This is a genomic window from Enterococcus sp. B2E4 (assembly GCF_030499455.1).
Taxonomy (GTDB): Bacteria; Bacillota; Bacilli; order Lactobacillales; family Enterococcaceae; genus Enterococcus_D; species Enterococcus_D casseliflavus.
On record NZ_JAUKPK010000006.1, the window covers coordinates 1 to 17,374 of the forward strand.

Genomic DNA, 17,374 nt, shown 5'->3' on the forward strand with positions numbered 1-17,374 from the left:
AGATTTGATTTTACACAACTCATCAGTCCTTATTGACAAAGAGCCTTTAAAAGTCTTTTCGGATTTGTTGTGCAGTAGACAAGAAAAAAAGAACTCCTATGAACGATCGAGTCATCGAACGAGGAGTTCTTTTTATTATACAGAAGATAACCAATTCGGTTTCAATCTTTTAAAAAACTTATTCAACGGTAACGGATTTTGCTAAGTTTCTTGGTTTATCAACATCGAATCCGCGCTGTAAAGTGGCAAAGTAAGCCAGCAGCTGTGTTGGAACGACTGCCACTAAGCTGGTTACCAATGGGTGAACGTTTGGTAAAATGATTTGATCAGTCGCTTTTGCTAATTCTTGGCTAACGATCACAAGGGTATGAGCCCCACGAGATTCGACTTCTTTCAAATTGCCTCGCGTATGAGAGCCGGTCACTTCTTCCGTGATCACACCGATCACTGGTGTACCTTCTTCGATCAACGCGATGGTGCCGTGTTTTAATTCACCAGCCGCAAAGCCTTCCGCTTGGATATAAGAAATTTCTTTTAATTTCAATGCCGCTTCCATCGATACATAGTAATCATTTCCACGTCCAATGTAAAACGCATTACGGGTTTCGGAAAGGAAATCCTCAGCAAATTGACTGATAACAGCTTTTTCATCCACTAAAGCCTCCATTGCAGAAGCAACGATGCTTAGTTCATGGAAAACATCAAAGTCCAATGCTTCAGGAACAGCTTTTTCATCACCAATGGCTTTTGCTAATAACGTCATCACTGCGATCTGTGCAGTATACGCCTTTGTAGAGGCAACAGCGATTTCTGGACCAGCATGAAGCAATAAGGTATGGTTCGCTTCTCGAGAAAGAGTAGAACCAGCAACGTTGGTAATCGTCAGACTAGGAAGACCTAACTGGTTGATCGTCACTAATACTTGACGGCTATCTGCCGTTTCACCACTTTGTGATAAGAACAAGAAGAAGGGGTTTGCTGACAACAATGGCATGTTGTAGCCAAACTCACTAGATAAATGAACCTCAACAGGAATCTGTGTTAGTTTTTCTAAAATGGCTTTTGCTGCCCAGCCAGCATGATTGCTGGTACCACAAGCAATGATGTAGATCCGATCGCTAGCTAAAAGTTCGCTTTTTAACGCTGGATCGATCACTACTTCACCAGATTCTCCTTGATATTCTTGAATCAAGCGGCGCATCACAGTTGGTTGATCATCGATTTCTTTTAACATGTAGTAAGGGTATGTTCCTTTTTCGATGTCAGTCAGATCTAGTTGTGCTTCATAAGATTCACGGTACACAAGGTTTCCTTTTGGATCTTCGATTTCGATCGCATCGGCTGTTACGGTCACCATTTCGCCATCTTCGATCTCAACAAAATGAGTCGTTTGATCGAGCATTGCTAAGGCATCGCTGCAGATGACATTGAACCCATCTCCCAAACCGATCAATAAAGGACTTTTGTTTTTGGCAACATAAATGGTTTTTGGATCATTTTTTTCTACTAAGGCAAAGGCATAAGAGCCGCGAATCAAGGACAAAGCTTTTTTAAAGGCTGCTTTGGTCGTGCTGTTGTCTTGCTCCTTCAATGCTTCAATCAAATGAACAACGATTTCCGTATCTGTTTGACCTTCAAATTGGTGGTTGCTTAAATATTCTTGATGAAGCTCTTCAAAGTTTTCGATCACACCGTTATGAACCAACACGAGTGCTTGGTTTGCTGAAGTATGAGGATGAGCGTTCATTTCTGATGGCTTGCCGTGGGTCGCCCAACGGGTATGTCCGATACCGATCGTTCCTGTTACTTCAGAAGTCACTTTTTCTTCCAAGTTTTTGATTCTTCCTTGGGCTTTGATTAAGTGATCCGAAGTCCGATCAGCGACATAAAGACCTGCTGAGTCATAGCCGCGATACTCTAAGCGTTCCAATCCGTTCAAAATAATTCGTTCTGCATTTGATTTTCCTACGATTCCTACAATTCCACACATAATGATAATCCTACTTTCAAAAAATTTAGTTTGGCATTATGTATTTCTATCTGCGTAGCAAGTCTTTGTCATCACCTTACGATGAGATTTGTTCTTGCCTGTAGAGTGCAGTCCCTAGAGTCATCCGCCGAATGTTTCGATAAACTCTTTCCTCGTCATCTGTTTCCAGATCAGGCGCTATCCTTATTGGTCTATCTATCCTCCTTGTGAGATATTTTATAGAAATACAAGCAATATCATAATATTTATTCCTGTTTCTGTCAACTCAAAGTTATATAAAAATAATTGGTATAGTTATTGGTAAGGTTGATTTGAACCTGTTTAAAGGAAATCAAAACAGCTGACATAGCTTTGTCGAATAAGATTCCCAAGAAATTTCCTCATAAAGCTATGCTTTTTTTTTTAAGTTCGCTACAATAAAAAAGTAAGAAAGTGAGGGAATGAAATGCCAGAATTTGTAAATTGTATGACTTTTTCAGAGCTAAAGAAAATGGTAGCTGCGATAGAAAAAGATCCTAATGTCACAGATGAAACAAAGGTCATGTTGGATACGGGCTGGGACAGCTTGCAAGAAATTTTGCCTGGATCAGTCACCGTGGAAACCGCGCAAACATTCGAAGTCCAGGATGAACTGACAAAGGAATTTTTTGGTGGCTACGTCTTAGCTGAAAAAAGTGAGAAATTTGATGCGGTTGGAGACGAAGAAGCAGTGATCGTCATCAAAAATCTATACTAAAAATGGGAAAGGTGAAAAGTTAGGTGGGAAAATGAATAAAAGAAGATGGATCGCAGCGGCGATCGCAGCAGGGTTATTTATCTGCTCGGGGGTTTTTTCAGTAATCACAAATCGTCCAGAGCAAGAGGAAACTCAGACGCTACAAGGGTTAAATGCTTTGTTCTATGGAAGTAATGCGATCGAAGAGACAACGTTAGTTGCCGGAGATCAAGACAATCGTATTGTTCGCTTATCTTTAGAAGGAACCATCGCCAGCAGCTCCAGTGGTGGCTTATTCACAACAGAATCTTATGATCATCAGCGATTTTTAGAAGAACTACGGATGATCCAAGAAGATCCAACTATTGGGGGCATCTTGATGGAAGTCAATACCCCAGGAGGCGGCGTCTATGAAAGTGCGGAGATCGCTCGTGAGTTAGCAAAAATCAAAGAGTTAGGGATTCCAATGTATGTCAGTATGAAAAACATGGCAGCCAGTGGCGGTTATTATATCTCGGCAGGTGCTGATAAAATTTTTGCAACGGATGAAACCATTACTGGTTCAATCGGGGTGATCATGTCAGGGCTAAACTATGCTGGCTTATTCGAAAAGCTAGGGATCGAAGACAATACGTATAAAAGTGGCGCACTAAAAGATGTAGGTTCATCAACGAGAGAACCCACAGAAGCCGACAAGGAAGTCTTGCAGACCTATGTCGACAATGCCTATGGTCGGTTCGTAAAAATCGTAGCAGAAGGACGTGGCATGACAGAAGAAGCCGTTAGAAAGATCGCTGATGGCCGCATCTATGATGGGCAGCAAGCAGTGTCTGTTGGTTTAGTGGATGAAATCGGTTTTCCTGAAGATACATTAGCAGCAATGCAAGCAGATCTAGGCTTGGAAGATGCCGAGATTTTCAGCTATGATGTTTCCTCTACTGGATTTGCTTCTACTTGGTTAGGTTCAAGTTTAGCCGAACTGCAAGGGTTAAAAGAATCAAACACAGAGCGAGTGATCCAATTGATGGAAAGCCTTGGAACCAGCGATGCTCCGAAACCTCTTTATTACTATGGAGGTGAATGACTATGACAGAGAAAAACAAGTATTCCGCTGGCACATCGTCAACGGATGACAATCACACAAGTACGTCAATCGATCAAAGGGAACAGCGGGAAACCTCGACACCGTCAACCAATCATACGGATGTGCAAACTGAAGCGCAGGTTTCAGAAACAACCGAACCAGTAACTGCCAACAAAGCGATGAGGAACGCACAAGTAAATCATCCCGATGATTTTTACCAACAAGTCTTGACGTCTTTTAAGGAAGAAGAGTATACCCAAAGCGAGATCGAGGAAAAACAACAAGCCTGGCAACGGTATGAAGAACCTGAAAAACAGGCAGAAGACAAACGGTTCTTCAATGATTTTCCTAGCTACTTTTTTGCTGGGTTTTGGATTCGTTTCTTTGCTTATCTCGTTGATGTGTTGGTGATCCGAGCGATTACCCAAATAACGATCGGTAGTATCTACAATCTAGCGAATTTAACGGCAACCAATCAGCGGTTTGGCCTTTACAACATCTGTGCCTTAGCAATCTATCTAGGCTATTTTGTTCTAATGACAAAGCTAAATCATGGTCAAACGATTGGAAAAATGCTTTTTGGCATTCGAGTGGTTTCTTTTGTAGAGGAAGAACTCAGCTGGCAAACTGTGTTGATTCGCGAGCTTTGCGGACGCTACGTATTACAATTCAATCTTTTCTTTTATCTTGGTTATTTACCGATCGCCTTTAATAAAAATAAGCAGCAGGCTTCGGATTATTTTGCAGAAACCAGTGTGGTGACCATTAATCTGATCAAAGCTTTCAATAAACAAGTGGATGCCAATCACGTAATGATTGGCGCACAAAACTAACTAGCAGATCAAGCAAGTAGTAAAGGAGGGATCGAGAATGGGTGAGACGATTGCTTTCCCAGGACCAAATGAACGGCTTCGGCTGGCGGCAGAAAAAGCCTACCAGTCAAAGGAGTTTTTGCAAGCTTTTCGCCTGTACAATGAACTCTATCAAAAAAATGCCAGTTTTGAGATCAATCAATGGCTTGTTGAATGTCTGCAGCAGTTGAATGATTTTGCCAAAGCGTTAGATCTGGCGGAAGACTATTTGGATGATTATCTAAAAGAAACCGACGGGTATTTACAAATTGGTCATCTGCTGATCTTGGATGGTCAGTATTTAAAAGCTCGGCGCTGGCTTACATTAGGTAAAAAAACAAAAATTGCAAGCCGCTATCAGGAACAGTTAGCAAGTGAATTAGCAAAAGTAGAAGAAGTGCAGCAAATTTTAGGACTGGAAGATTTTCATGGGAAACGCAAGCATTTACGTGCATTAGATGAAGCCAATCAACCGGTGAGTGCAACAGAATGGCACGTTTTTACCCAAGCCATTACCAAACCACAATTTGTCACGCTGATGCATGAAACGTTAGCTTCCATCAAAAATCCATATTTACTGCCCAAATTAGTGGATGAGCTCGTGCGTCTTGAAGTGGACGAACCTTTTGAACTGATCGATTACCTTGGGAATATGCAGCAAATCGTTCCGAAAGAGTTAAAACTTTTGCAAGAAGATGCCGCTGTTAAAGCGATCCAGAAAGAGATTGACGAAACGATCGCCCAAGAAGATCCGCTTTTAGCAGAAAGCGTCTCAGCAGAGATCAATGATCATTTAGCCATCAGCTACCCATTTTTACCTGCAGAAGAGGAGGCAAAAGCATGGGTGGCAAGCTACATTGAAGATTATCGTGGGTTATTTGAAGAAAAAGAACAGCCAAAAGCAGCGAATGAAATAGAAGAACGCAAACGACACCTACGCAATATCCTACGATTGAGCATTCGCTGAAAGAAAAATTCGCAACTTTCATGGTAAAATGTTTACAATTAAACAACGTTAGTGTACTATTTAAAGGTATGCATGAAGCTATTTCATATGTAAATCAATTAATATTCGGAGGGAAATAAATGACTGCAAAATGGGAAAAAACAGGCACCAATGATGGTGTTTTGACATTTACGATCGCTCAAGCAGAAATCCAAAAAGGCTTGACGACTGCATTCAATAAAGTGAAAGGCAATCTTAACGTACCTGGCTTCCGTAAAGGGAAAGTTTCACGCCAAGTATTTAACCGTATGTACGGCGAAGAAGCGTTGTATGAAGATGCATTGAACGCTGTTCTTCCAGAAGCTTATGAAGCTGCTGTAAAAGAAGCAGGGATCGATCCTGTTGCGCAACCAAAAATCGACGTTGACAGCATGGAAAAAGGCCAAGATTGGGTTATCAAAGCGGAAGTTACTGTAAAACCTGAAGTAAAACTTGGTGATTACAAAGAATTAACAGTTGAAAAACAAGACCGTGAAGTAACAGAAGAAGACGTGGATGCACGCATCAAACGTGAACAAGAAGCACAAGCTGAATTAGTTATCAAAGAAGACGAAGCAGCTGAAAATGGCGACACAGTCGTTATCGACTTTGAAGGCTTCTTAGGAGAAGAAACATTTGAAGGCGGCAAAGGTGAAAACTACTCACTTGAACTTGGCTCAAACTCATTCATCCCTGGTTTTGAAGAACAATTAGTAGGAACAAAAGCTGGTGATAGCAAAGACGTTACCGTTACTTTCCCAGAAGATTATCAAGCAGAAGATTTAGCTGGTAAAGAAGCAGTCTTCAAAGTAACTGTTCACGAAGTAAAAGCAAAAGAACTTCCTGAATTAGATGATGAATTCGCAAAAGACGTTGATGACAGCGTTGAATCATTAGCTGAATTAAAAGAAAAATACCGTGCTGAATTGACTGAAACAAAAGAAAAAGCAGCTGAAGATGCAAAAGATGAAGCGGCGATCCGTCAAGCAGTTGAAAACGCAGAAATCGTTGAATTACCACATTCAATGGTTCATGATGAAGTACACCGTTCAATGGATGAATTCTTGAACAACATGCAACGTCAAGGAATCTCACCAGAAATGTATTATCAATTAACTGGTTCAACTGAAGCAGATCTGCACACACAATTTGAAGGTGAAGCAGAAACCCGCGTGAAAACAAACCTTGTTATTGAAGCAATCGCTAAAGCAGAAGGTTTGGAAGCAACAGAAGAAGATATCGAAAACGAAATCAAAGAACTTTCTGAAGCTTACAACATGCCAGTGGATCAAATCAAACGCGTCTTAACAGAAGACATGTTGAAACATGATATCACGATGAAGAAAGCAGTTGAACTTGTCACAGGTACTGCAAAAGAAGCGTAAGCAAAATGCTTAAAAACGGCGAACATCTAGCGGTGTTTGCCGTTTTTTCTTGGGAGTAAGAGGGGCTAGTTTAACAATTACTAACAAATGATAAGAAAACGTTAGGCAACGTAAAAAGAACTTTTTCTTTCAAAAAAGTTATGATATGATTGTTTAAGACTGCAAAGTTAGTAAACAAAATTCCACTCCTTTAAATAGGTTGGAAAATTTTCAAGGGGTGAACAGTATGTACGATAATACAAACGGTAATGAAGCTGTTCGTTGTTCTTTTTGTGGCAAAACGCAAGAAGAGGTGAAAAAGATCGTTGCAGGTCCTGGGGTCTATATCTGTAATGAATGCATCGATTTGTGTAAAGAAATCATTGATGAAGAGTTTTACGAAGAAGCAATTCGTGAATTTACCGAAGTGCCGAAACCGCAAGAACTACTGAATGTTCTCAATGAATATGTGATTGGACAAGATCGTGCGAAACGGACATTGGCTGTAGCGGTTTACAATCACTACAAACGGGTCAATGTAGAAACGACAGCAGAAGATGTAGAATTACAAAAAAGCAATATTTGCTTGATCGGACCAACAGGTTCTGGGAAAACATTTTTAGCACAAACGTTAGCACGTTCACTAAACGTGCCTTTTGCAATCGCTGATGCAACCAGTTTGACAGAAGCCGGCTATGTCGGTGAAGATGTGGAAAACATTCTTTTGAAACTGTTACAAGCTTCTGATTATAACGTAGAAATGGCAGAAAAAGGAATCATTTATATTGATGAGATCGATAAAATCGCCCGTAAGAGTGAAAATGTATCGATTACTCGTGACGTATCCGGTGAAGGCGTGCAGCAAGCATTGCTGAAGATCCTAGAAGGAACGACTGCTAGTGTACCGCCACAAGGTGGACGGAAACATCCACATCAAGAGATGATCCAAATTGATACCACCAATATTCTCTTTATCGTTGGCGGGGCGTTTGACGGAATCGAAACCATCGTTAAAAACCGTTTAGGTGAAAAAACAATTGGTTTTGGCACGAACAATAAGCGTCTTGAAGAAGGCGAAAGTGTGATGCAGCAAATCATTCCTGAAGACTTGCTTAAATTCGGTTTGATTCCTGAATTTATTGGCCGCTTGCCAGTGATGGCTGCCCTAGAGAAATTAACAGTAGATGATTTAGTGCATATTTTGACTGAACCAAAAAATGCGCTGGTCAAACAATACCAAAAGTTAATGGCATTAGATGACACTGAGCTGGAATTTGAGCCAGAGGCTTTGCGTGCCATTGCTGCGCAAGCCATTGAGCGAAATACCGGTGCTCGTGGGTTGCGTTCGATCATCGAGAATATCATGATGGATGTCATGTTCAATGTCCCTTCTGATGAGTCGATCCAAAAAGTCACCATCACGGAAGAAGCGGCAAAAGGACTTGGTGAACCAAAAATTATTTACAATGAAGAGACCAAAAAAGCAGTCTAATCGAGACCAAGTCGGATAGTTTCATTGCTATCCGGCTTTCTTTTTGAAAAAATAGAAAGGAGCGATTTGATGAAAGTACATGATGCTGAAATCGTCATCAGTGCCGTTTCTCCAGCACAATATCCAGCTACACCTTTACCGGAGATTGCCTTAGCAGGCCGCTCAAATGTCGGAAAGTCATCCTTCATCAATACATTGATCAATCGTAAAAATTTAGCCCGTACCTCATCAAAACCTGGGAAGACGCAAACGCTGAACTTTTATTTGATTGAAAATACGCTGCATTTTGTCGATGTCCCCGGCTACGGCTATGCAAAAGTATCGAAAACAGAGCGAGCGAAATGGGGGAAAATGATTGAGACATATCTTGAACAAAGAGAGCAGCTGCGTGCAGTCGTATCTCTTGTTGATTTACGTCATGCCCCCTCACAAGAAGATATTCAAATGTATGAGTTTTTGAAATACTACGAGATTCCAGTGATCGTTGTCGCCACCAAAGCAGACAAAATCCCTCGCGGGAAATGGAACAAGCATGAAAGCATGATCAAAAAAGCATTATCCTTTGATCCAGCAGATACGTTTATCCTCTTTTCTTCCATTACCAAACAAGGAAAAGAAGAAGCGTGGAAAGCGATTGAAGCAGCAATAAAATAAGTATTATTTAGGAAACCGAAGCAAGAAAGTCCTTTGCTTCGGTTTTTCTCATTTTACAGTGGAAATCAGCTGATTTAAGCTATTCTACGCAGCGTAGAGTGCTGAATTTGCTCCATTTTAGCGAAAATCTCCTTGTTATTTGTTAAACTTGTAACAAGGAGGTGTGGTCGAATGCATGAATCATTAAGTAAAAAATTAAAAGAGTATCGATCAAGACATAATTTAACACAGAAGGAATTAGCTGCGAGGTTATTTGTTTCTGATAAGGCCATTTCAAAATGGGAACGAGGAAATGGGTTGCCAGACATCGAGACATTGGTCCGTCTAGCCGATTTATTAGGCACACCAGTGGAAGAGCTATTAAAAGAAAAGAAAGAAACCTACTATTATGAATACAAAAGTGAACGGACGGTTCTGCGGCTTCCGTTAATGCACATTTTGATTCCCAATTTATTCTTATTACTGAATCAAGTGACGAGTGTTCGAGCGTTTTTTGTGCTGATGAAAGAGCTACCAACTGCCAGCGGCTGGTTTATCCTTGGTGTCAAAGCCAAAGGGATTATTGCTTTGGGGGTTGTCAGTTTAGGCTTTTTATCGATTGGTTTATTGTCCTTCGGAATGTTGGGAATTGGGACAGTCAGTATCGGTGTCATTGCAATAGGGAATCTCTGCTTTGGCTTATTAGTTGGCATTGGCAATCTTGCGATCGGTTCGATCGTTGTCGGTAATCTTGGCGTTGGCTGGCTCGCTCTAGCAAATGTCGCAATTGCTTGGATTGGGGTCGCAAATTATGGTGTAGGGAGTTTTATGGCTGTTTTGCCATCAAATTCAACCACGGAAGATTTTAACCAAGCGATTCAACAACTCTTAGTCTCAGAGATCCCTGACTCGATCAAAACCACTATCTTTGAACCAATGATTCGTTTTACAAGCTCACCGATTTTTGTGGTGATCTTCGTGGTGACGAACTTAACAACCATCTTTTTTATTCTCTGCTTGTTGACCATTGGTTTGGTGCGATTACGTCAAAGCATGTTGTATGAAGAGCTATAAGAAAACCTCTAGATGATGATTCTGATCGTTGAACTTATGTAGCTTCAGTGGATCATTTTCTATTTTGGCAAGTAAAAAAGGCAAGGGACTGACGCGTCCTTTGCCTTTTTTATTAATCTGCTTTCTTACTATCTTTAGGATGTGTTTTTTTCTCTTCATCAGATTCGTTTTTCAAGAAACGCTCAATATCGTTTTCCTGCTTTTTCTTGTCTTTGTCGTTATCGGGAAGAAAGGCAAAATCATCAAACATTTTATCTAGCGAGTCTTCTCGTTGGAATTTTAAGCCCATAGGTTCACCTCCAAGCGCCTTAAGTTTACCACGAACGGTGGTAGATTTCATCAAAAAAAAGCGAAATAGTGTTCAATCGTTTCCCCCTTTACTATAATTAAAGAAAGGGGATAGAAAAGAGGGATAGCGATGATCAAAACTGAAAAAATCTATGGCTTTCTACAATCGACCCAAATGGAAGCAGCGCAGTTGCGTTTGTTGATTGAAAATTGGTTCGCTTTGGTTCGTCTTAGCTATCAGCCGACGGAATACTACTACAATCAGCAAGCAAAGAAACCTTATGATTTGGATGAGGTCAGTCAACTGCTGCATAGCGCCCCTGAAGAAATCAATACGGAATTGATTGTGACGGACGGCCAAAATGAGTCCAGTATCCATATCATTCAAGAGGCTGTTTTGCAACGGCACCTGTTTACGAAAGACGTATTTTCCACGCAAAAACCCGTGATTTTAAGTTACTTCGATGAAACGATGCAAAGAGATGGCTTGTTCGGCTATTTGCGTTCATATGATGAGTACTTGATGCATAACGTCGAGGGAATCGAGAAAAGGCAAAATTTTCAATCGATTGCTGAAATCAACGCGTTACCGAAGCGGAAAAATTTTGAACAAGAAATCGTCATCGACTGCAATCAGTTTTCTGGTTACGACGTCTTTTACAATGGCTATACACTGACTTCTTGCTGGCGCATGTACTTTTCGGCATTCTACGCGCATATCATTCCTCAGGTGATCATTACTGATGCGCAGCAGGTGGAGCAAGTGCAGGTAAGAGACCAAGGGGTTGTGATGGTGGAATTGTATCGAGATCCTTTCCAGTGGGATCACGAATTGAATCTATCCTACCAGCGATTGTTTCGCGATCAAACTGGAATCGATCAATTGACTTGGGATAACGGGGTCGGTATTTTGAGAGAACCATATATTGAATATGCCTTTGGCGATCACTTGATCCAAACCATTCAATACCAAAACGATCGACTGCAGCCAACAACAAAACGCAGCGCGACACATTTTGTCACCAGAAGCTTCGACCTCGTGAACGAAGAGTATCAAGAGCGGCGAGTGAAAGGGTATCTGAATGCCCAAGCGTATTTTCCTTGGGTGGATCAAGAGCGGTTGCGCATGATGGATTATATCGTATTAAAGCCAGAACTAACGATAGACGATGGTGTAGAGGCTTATTCATTCTATATTCGTAGCCATCTTGAGATTGAATATTCAGAGCATCGTTTTAAAGACTATACTGCTTGCCTGCAATTTTATTTGCCTGAGACTGCTTTGAAGCACTTACCGCTAGATGCTTTGAAAGCGGCCATGCCTGATGTTCATTTTGGCTATCTGCACCGCACGCGCAAATATACATGGGTCAATCTAAAGAAGGATGGGAAAAAACTACGAGTGTATTTTATGAACACCCAAAAGCTAGTCGAGCAGCAGCTTTTTACCAATCAAGAATGAAAAAGACCCGCAAGATCACGAGGATCTTGTGGGTCTTTTCAATTAGGCTGTTTGCTCAGGTGCTTTTTTCAACAAACCGAATACGACGCCAGAAACGATCGCACCGATCAAGATGAATAGCAAGAACAAAATTGGTTTAGATAATAATAGGACAACGAAGATCCCACCATGTGGCGCCATCAATTGGATATCAAAGGCACCGACAAGTGCACCAGTCAGGGCAGAACCGACGATAAAGCTTGGGATCGCTCGCAGTGGATCTGCTGCTGCAAATGGAATCGCACCTTCTGTGACGAAGGACAGCCCCATGACGATATTTGTCAAACCTGCTTCTTTTTGGTCTTTTGTAAATTTATTTTTGAACAATAACGTTGCGACAAAGATTGCTAATGGAGGAACCATTCCGCCCGCCATTACAGATGCCATCACGACGCTACCACCTTCAGCAACGGTCGTTGCCAATGTTGCAGTACCAAAAACATAAGCGGCTTTGTTGATTGGGCCGCCTAGATCGGCTGCCATCATCGCTGCTAACAAAGCGCCAAGTAAAGCTGCGTTGGTACCACTTAAGCCAGTCAAGAAGCTGTTCAAGCCGTCGTTGATAGCTTTCATTGGCACGTTGATCAGTAACATCAAGAAGCCAGTGATCAATAGGCCGAAAACAGGGTAGAAGAGGATCGTTTTGATTCCTTCTAATGATTTTGGTAAGCCTTTGAATAATGAACGTAAGAACTTGATGACGTAACCAGCTAAGAAACCGCCGATCAAGGCACCTAAGAAACCAGCACCACCTGTATTTGCTAACGCACCTGCTGCAAAACCGACGATCAATCCAGGTCGGTCACTGATACTTGAAGCGATAAATCCAGCTAAGACAGGTAGCATAAAACCAAATGCCGCGCTACCGATTTGATTGAACCAAGAAGCTGCTTGGTTGTAGTTTCCTAATTGACTCAAGGCATCTTGAGGGACACCCATGAACTGGTCCACCATGAAGGAAATAGCGATCATGATTCCACCGGCAATAACAAATGGCAGCATATGAGAAACACCATTCATCAAATCTTTATAGATTCGTTGACCGACTGAACCATCAGCAGAAGCGTCCTCTTTATCAGAAGCTTGGCCGCTACCATGAAAAACAGGAGCAGTACCGCTCATTGCTTCATTGATTAATTGCTCGGTTTTACGGATACCATCGCTGACAGGACGGTTTACTAAATGTTTGCCGTCAAAGCGATCCATTTCTACTTTTTTATCAGCAGCTACGATTACACCAGTAGCTCGGGCGATATCAGCTTCTGTTAGACGATTTTTGATTCCTTCTGAACCATTTGTTTCGACTTTGATGTCAACACCCAGCTCTTTGGCTTTCTTTTTCAAAGCATCTTCTGCCATGTAGGTATGGGCGATTCCTGTCGGGCAAGCTGTAACTGCGACGATATAGGGACGTTCGCTAGCAGGTGCTGCTTCTTGGTTTGCCGCTTCTTCTGCTAAAGCATCGGCTTCTTGCTGTGCCTCAGCTTCTGAGAAAAGTTGCTGTACTTGATCAGCAGTCGTCGCTGTTTTTAATTTAGCAACGAAATCTGGATCGATCAACAAGCGAGATAGCGCTGCTAATGCTTGTAAATGAGTATCATTTGCTCCTTCTGGTGCTGCGATCATAAAGAAGAGGTACGTTGGTTGTCCATCTAACGCCTCATAGTCAACACCCGCATTACTTTTTGCGAATAAGACCGTCGCTTCTTTGACCGCACTGTTTTTGGCATGAGGCATTGCGATGCCGTCACCTAGCCCTGTTGATGTTTGAGCTTCTCGGGCAAGAATTCCTTCTTTGTAGACCTCGATATCTGAAATTCGCCCGACAGCATATAATTTTGCTACCATTTCATCAATGGCACCTTTTTTGTCTGTTGCTTGTAAGTCCATGATCATGGCATCTTTCAGCATCAACTCATTGATTTTCATTTTTTCCATCCTCCTATAGATTCACTTGTTCAATTATGACTTCCGGTAGTAATTCTTCGATAAATGACGCCTCAGCTAAATCATCTGAAAACGCAGTGGCACTGCCACAAGCGACTCCCCATTTGAATGCTTCAACCACATCTTTGGTCTTTGCATAACGCCCAATGAATCCAGCAATCATGGAATCTCCAGCGCCGACTGAATTTTTCAAAGGTCGTTTCAACACATTGGATCGATAGATCTCATTGCCAGTAAAGAGCAGGGCGCCATCGCCACCTAGAGAGACAATGACATTTTTAGCGCCATCCTTTAGCATTCTTTGACCATAAGGCAAAATATCTTCGATTGTTGAAAAAGAAGTTTCATAAAGTTCGGCTAATTCATGATTATTTGGTTTGATCAGCAAAGGCTGATCGGATAAAGCGTCAAAAAGTTCCGCGCCGGTCGTATCAATGACAAATTCCGCACCCGCTTCTTTAACGATTTTGATCAATTCTTTATAAAAGTCGGTTGGAAGACCAGCTGGTTTACTTCCTGATAGGATGACGATGTCTTCGGCAGAAAGAGTGGCTAATTGGTGTTTCAATTCAGCAATTTCTTGCTGGCGAATGATTGGACCAAGACCGTTGATTTCTGTTTCTTCGCCGGATTTTAGTTTGATATTGATTCGTGTGTCCGCAGCGACTTGGGTAAAGTTGCTGTTGATTTCCTCTTTGGTCAGCCACTCTTCAATAAAACGACCAGTAAATCCGCCAACGAAACCAAGGGCAGTCGAGGCGATGCCGATGCGCTTCAAAATCCGTGAGACATTGATTCCTTTGCCGCCAGGTAGTTTAAAGTCTTGTTTCATTCGATTAAGGGCGCCGATTTCCAAATGATCGACATGGACGATAAAGTCGATCGATGGATTGAGTGTTACTGTGTAAATCATTGTATTACCTCCATAATGGTTGTTTTTGCTCTGAATTTCGCTAAATAGTTTTTTGGGCAATAATCGGTGATGATCGTCGCACCTTCGATAAAGGCAACTTGAGCAAAAGTCGTTTGCTGAAATTTGGAATGGTCTAGCAAGACATAGGCTTGTTGACTGTGCTCTAAAGCGATCTGCTTGATCAGGGCTTCTTCTGGATCAGGTGTTGTGAATCCAGCCTCAGAATGAGCCCCGTTCATGCCCATAAAGCAACGATTAAAGCGTAGTTTTCGCAGTTGTTCACCCGCATTGATCCCTAACACAGCGTTCGTCGATATCTTAATGGTCCCCCCTAAAATCATGGTGTCGATCCCGTGATCGATCAATAGGGAAGCGTGTTTGACGGAGTTTGTGACCACCTTAAGGCCTGTGATAGCCGATAGGAAAGGAATCATTTCGAGGGTCGTTGTTCCAGCATCTAAGTAAATGACTTCACCATTTTTGATCGTCTGGGCAGCTGCTCTTGCTATCTTTTGCTTTTCCGTTTGAAACTTCGCCGTTTTTTCTGACATGTTTGGTTCGAAGCCTAATTGCTGACTTTTCTTGGCTCCACCGTGAATTCTGACTAAAAATCCTTTGTCTTCCAACTCTTGCAGGTCTCGACGGATCGTTGATTCTGAAGCATCTAACAGTTGAATCAGTTCACTGACCTTGACGATCTCTTCTTGTTCCAATCGTGCCAAAATCGCTTGATGACGCTCCTCTGTAAGCATTTTCATCACCTCTTCACCTGCCATGATACCACATGATTCATTCAAAATCAATCATAAACAGTAAAAAACATTCAAAATGAAAGCGTGAATAAATGGAATCGGTCATAAACGGTCATGATAACCTTCATTTTGATTTAATAGCTATCCTTATATTTGACAATTTTTACTATTATTTGGCTTAATTGAAGTAAGGGGGGATAAATAAATGAATAACAAAGTCATTTTACAAGGGTTCGAATGGGACCTGCCGGCAGATAGCCAGCACTGGAACAAATTGAAAGAAATGAGTAAAGAAATCAAAGAGTATGGATTTACCGCAATTTGGCTGCCGCCTGCCTATAAAGGGACAGCTGGGTCCGAAGACGTTGGGTATGGTGTCTATGATTATTATGATCTAGGCGAATTCGATCAAAAGGGGTCGGTGCCAACAAAATATGGGACAAAGGATGAATACCTAGAAGCCATCAAAGCACTGCAAGAACAAGGAATAGAGGTTTATGCCGACATCGTTTTCAATCACTTGATTGGTGCCGATGAAAAAGAAGTCGTTCCAGCGGTTAAATACAATACCGAAAACCGTAATGAACCGATCAGTGATGAGGAAGAAATCGAAGCTTGGACCAAGTTCACATTCCCAGGACGTCAGGGGACGTACAATGATTACGTTTGGACGTGGCATAATTTTTCTGGTGTCGATTATGATGACCGCAACAAAGACCACGGGATTTTTAACTTCGCTGACAAGGGCTGGGAAAACCAAGTGGATGATGAGATGGGCAATTACGACTACTTAATGGGTTGTGATTTGGACATGGAAAATCCCGAAACAGTGGAACAACTCAATAAATGGGGCCAATGGTACCAAGAACTGACCGGCGTTGACGGGTATCGACTAGATGCGGTCAAACACATTGAGTTCAACTATTACGCGGATTGGATCTTAAACCGACGCGAGGAAAAAGGCAAACCACTATTTGTTGTCGGAGAATATTGGTCAGGGGATCTGCCAAAATTAGAAGAGTATTTAGATTCTTCAGGAAATTTGATTTATTTATTTGATGTGCCATTGCACTACAATTTATATGAAGCATCTCACTCAAATGGCGAATACGATTTGAGCCAAATTTTTGCAGGTACGTTGACCGCCGCTCGCGAAGATTATGCAGTGACTTTTGTGGATAATCATGACACGCAGGTTGGGCAAAGTTTACAATCTTGGATAGACGGATGGTTCAAAGTCCATGCCTATTCATTGATCCTTTTACGTAAAGCTGGCGTACCAGTAGTTTTCTGGGGGGATTTATTTGGGATTCCCGCGCAAGAAATCGCCCCTGTCGGGGATGCGCTGGTCCATATGCTGAAACTTCGGGAGAAGCTTGCATTCGGGAATCAAGTCGATTATTTCGATGATCCTAATTGCATTGGCTGGGTATTAACTGGCGATTATGAACATGAGCTTTCTGGATTAGCGGTCGTGATGACCAATTCCCAAGGAGCGGAAAAAGAAATGACTATCAGTGCGATCCATGGTGGAGAGACATTCGTGGATATATTGAGAAATAATGAAGCGAAAGTTGTTTTAGATGATACCGGAAAAGGTGTTTTCCCGGTCAATGATGGGCAAGTCTCGATTTATGTAAATGAAAAACTAGTAGAGAAGTACTTTAGTTAACCAAAATCTTCAAACGAATAAAAAGGCTGGTAGGTTTACAGCCTTTTTATTATGTAAACAAACCAAGCCTGCTTTCTCTTGAAAAATCGCATGAATCGTAAGGGAAAAAATCA

The 17,374-nt window shown here is 41.8% G+C and carries 15 protein-coding genes; 10 read left to right on the forward strand and 5 right to left on the reverse strand.

What is annotated here, in order from left to right; genetic code table 11:
* Window positions 1-178 precede the first annotated feature (178 nt).
* Window positions 179-1,990: a glutamine--fructose-6-phosphate transaminase (isomerizing) gene (glmS, locus tag Q1X33_RS06585; RefSeq protein WP_005225960.1), complete on the reverse strand. Its 1,812-nt coding sequence runs from the start codon at window positions 1,988-1,990 to the stop codon at window positions 179-181.
* A gap of 445 nt (window positions 1,991-2,435) precedes the next feature.
* Between glmS and Q1X33_RS06590 the strand changes: the two genes are divergently transcribed.
* From Q1X33_RS06590 to Q1X33_RS06625, 8 genes are all read left to right on the forward strand, one after another.
* On the forward strand, window positions 2,436-2,726 hold the full coding sequence (locus Q1X33_RS06590) for a hypothetical protein (protein WP_005225961.1): 291 nt from the start codon (window positions 2,436-2,438) through the stop codon (window positions 2,724-2,726).
* A gap of 31 nt (window positions 2,727-2,757) precedes the next feature.
* Window positions 2,758-3,789, forward strand: coding sequence for a signal peptide peptidase SppA (gene sppA / locus Q1X33_RS06595; RefSeq protein ID WP_005225962.1), 1,032 nt, complete (start codon window positions 2,758-2,760; stop codon window positions 3,787-3,789).
* Between the two features lie 2 nt (window positions 3,790-3,791).
* A complete protein-coding gene (locus Q1X33_RS06600) occupies window positions 3,792-4,622 on the forward strand; it encodes an RDD family protein (RefSeq protein WP_005231319.1) in 831 nt (276 codons plus the stop codon).
* A 37-nt stretch (window positions 4,623-4,659) separates the two neighbouring features.
* Window positions 4,660-5,607, forward strand: a complete 948-nt coding sequence (locus Q1X33_RS06605) for a hypothetical protein (protein ID WP_301969592.1) — start codon at window positions 4,660-4,662, stop codon at window positions 5,605-5,607.
* Between the two features lie 119 nt (window positions 5,608-5,726).
* Complete coding sequence (gene tig, locus Q1X33_RS06610) at window positions 5,727-7,010, forward strand: trigger factor (protein WP_005225965.1); 1,284 nt, start codon at window positions 5,727-5,729, stop codon at window positions 7,008-7,010.
* Window positions 7,011-7,236: 226 nt separating this feature from the next.
* On the forward strand, window positions 7,237-8,481 hold the full coding sequence (gene clpX, locus Q1X33_RS06615; protein ID WP_301969593.1) for an ATP-dependent Clp protease ATP-binding subunit ClpX: 1,245 nt from the start codon (window positions 7,237-7,239) through the stop codon (window positions 8,479-8,481).
* Between the two features lie 69 nt (window positions 8,482-8,550).
* Window positions 8,551-9,135, forward strand: a complete 585-nt coding sequence (gene yihA, locus Q1X33_RS06620; RefSeq protein WP_005225967.1) for a ribosome biogenesis GTP-binding protein YihA/YsxC — start codon at window positions 8,551-8,553, stop codon at window positions 9,133-9,135.
* 171 nt (window positions 9,136-9,306) lie between these two features.
* On the forward strand, window positions 9,307-10,188 hold the full coding sequence (locus Q1X33_RS06625) for a helix-turn-helix transcriptional regulator (RefSeq protein ID WP_301969594.1): 882 nt from the start codon (window positions 9,307-9,309) through the stop codon (window positions 10,186-10,188).
* A 112-nt stretch (window positions 10,189-10,300) separates the two neighbouring features.
* On the opposite strand, the gene Q1X33_RS06630 is transcribed toward Q1X33_RS06625, so the two are convergent.
* Complete coding sequence (locus tag Q1X33_RS06630; RefSeq protein ID WP_171805159.1) at window positions 10,301-10,477, reverse strand: SPJ_0845 family protein; 177 nt, start codon at window positions 10,475-10,477, stop codon at window positions 10,301-10,303.
* Window positions 10,478-10,606: 129 nt separating this feature from the next.
* On the opposite strand from Q1X33_RS06630, the gene Q1X33_RS06635 reads away from it, so the two are divergent.
* Window positions 10,607-11,938: a hypothetical protein gene (locus Q1X33_RS06635; protein WP_005225970.1), complete on the forward strand. Its 1,332-nt coding sequence runs from the start codon at window positions 10,607-10,609 to the stop codon at window positions 11,936-11,938.
* Between the two features lie 42 nt (window positions 11,939-11,980).
* On the opposite strand, the gene Q1X33_RS06640 is transcribed toward Q1X33_RS06635, so the two are convergent.
* From Q1X33_RS06640 to Q1X33_RS06650, 3 genes are read right to left on the reverse strand one after another with little or no spacing between them, the layout of a single operon-like run.
* Window positions 11,981-13,906, reverse strand: coding sequence for a fructose-specific PTS transporter subunit EIIC (locus Q1X33_RS06640; RefSeq protein ID WP_010748178.1), 1,926 nt, complete (start codon window positions 13,904-13,906; stop codon window positions 11,981-11,983).
* A 13-nt stretch (window positions 13,907-13,919) separates the two neighbouring features.
* A complete protein-coding gene (gene pfkB / locus Q1X33_RS06645; RefSeq protein ID WP_005225972.1) occupies window positions 13,920-14,837 on the reverse strand; it encodes a 1-phosphofructokinase in 918 nt (305 codons plus the stop codon).
* Window positions 14,834-15,589 (reverse strand): DeoR/GlpR family DNA-binding transcription regulator, encoded by a 756-nt coding sequence (locus Q1X33_RS06650; protein ID WP_005225973.1) that lies wholly within the window; start codon window positions 15,587-15,589, stop codon window positions 14,834-14,836. Before Q1X33_RS06650 ends, pfkB begins: the two co-directional genes overlap by 4 nt.
* Window positions 15,590-15,794: 205 nt before the next feature.
* Between Q1X33_RS06650 and Q1X33_RS06655 the strand changes: the two genes are divergently transcribed.
* Window positions 15,795-17,261 carry an alpha-amylase gene (locus Q1X33_RS06655; protein ID WP_301969595.1) on the forward strand — a complete coding sequence of 489 codons (1,467 nt, stop codon included), beginning with the start codon at window positions 15,795-15,797 and terminating at the stop codon, window positions 17,259-17,261.
* Window positions 17,262-17,374 lie beyond the last annotated feature (113 nt).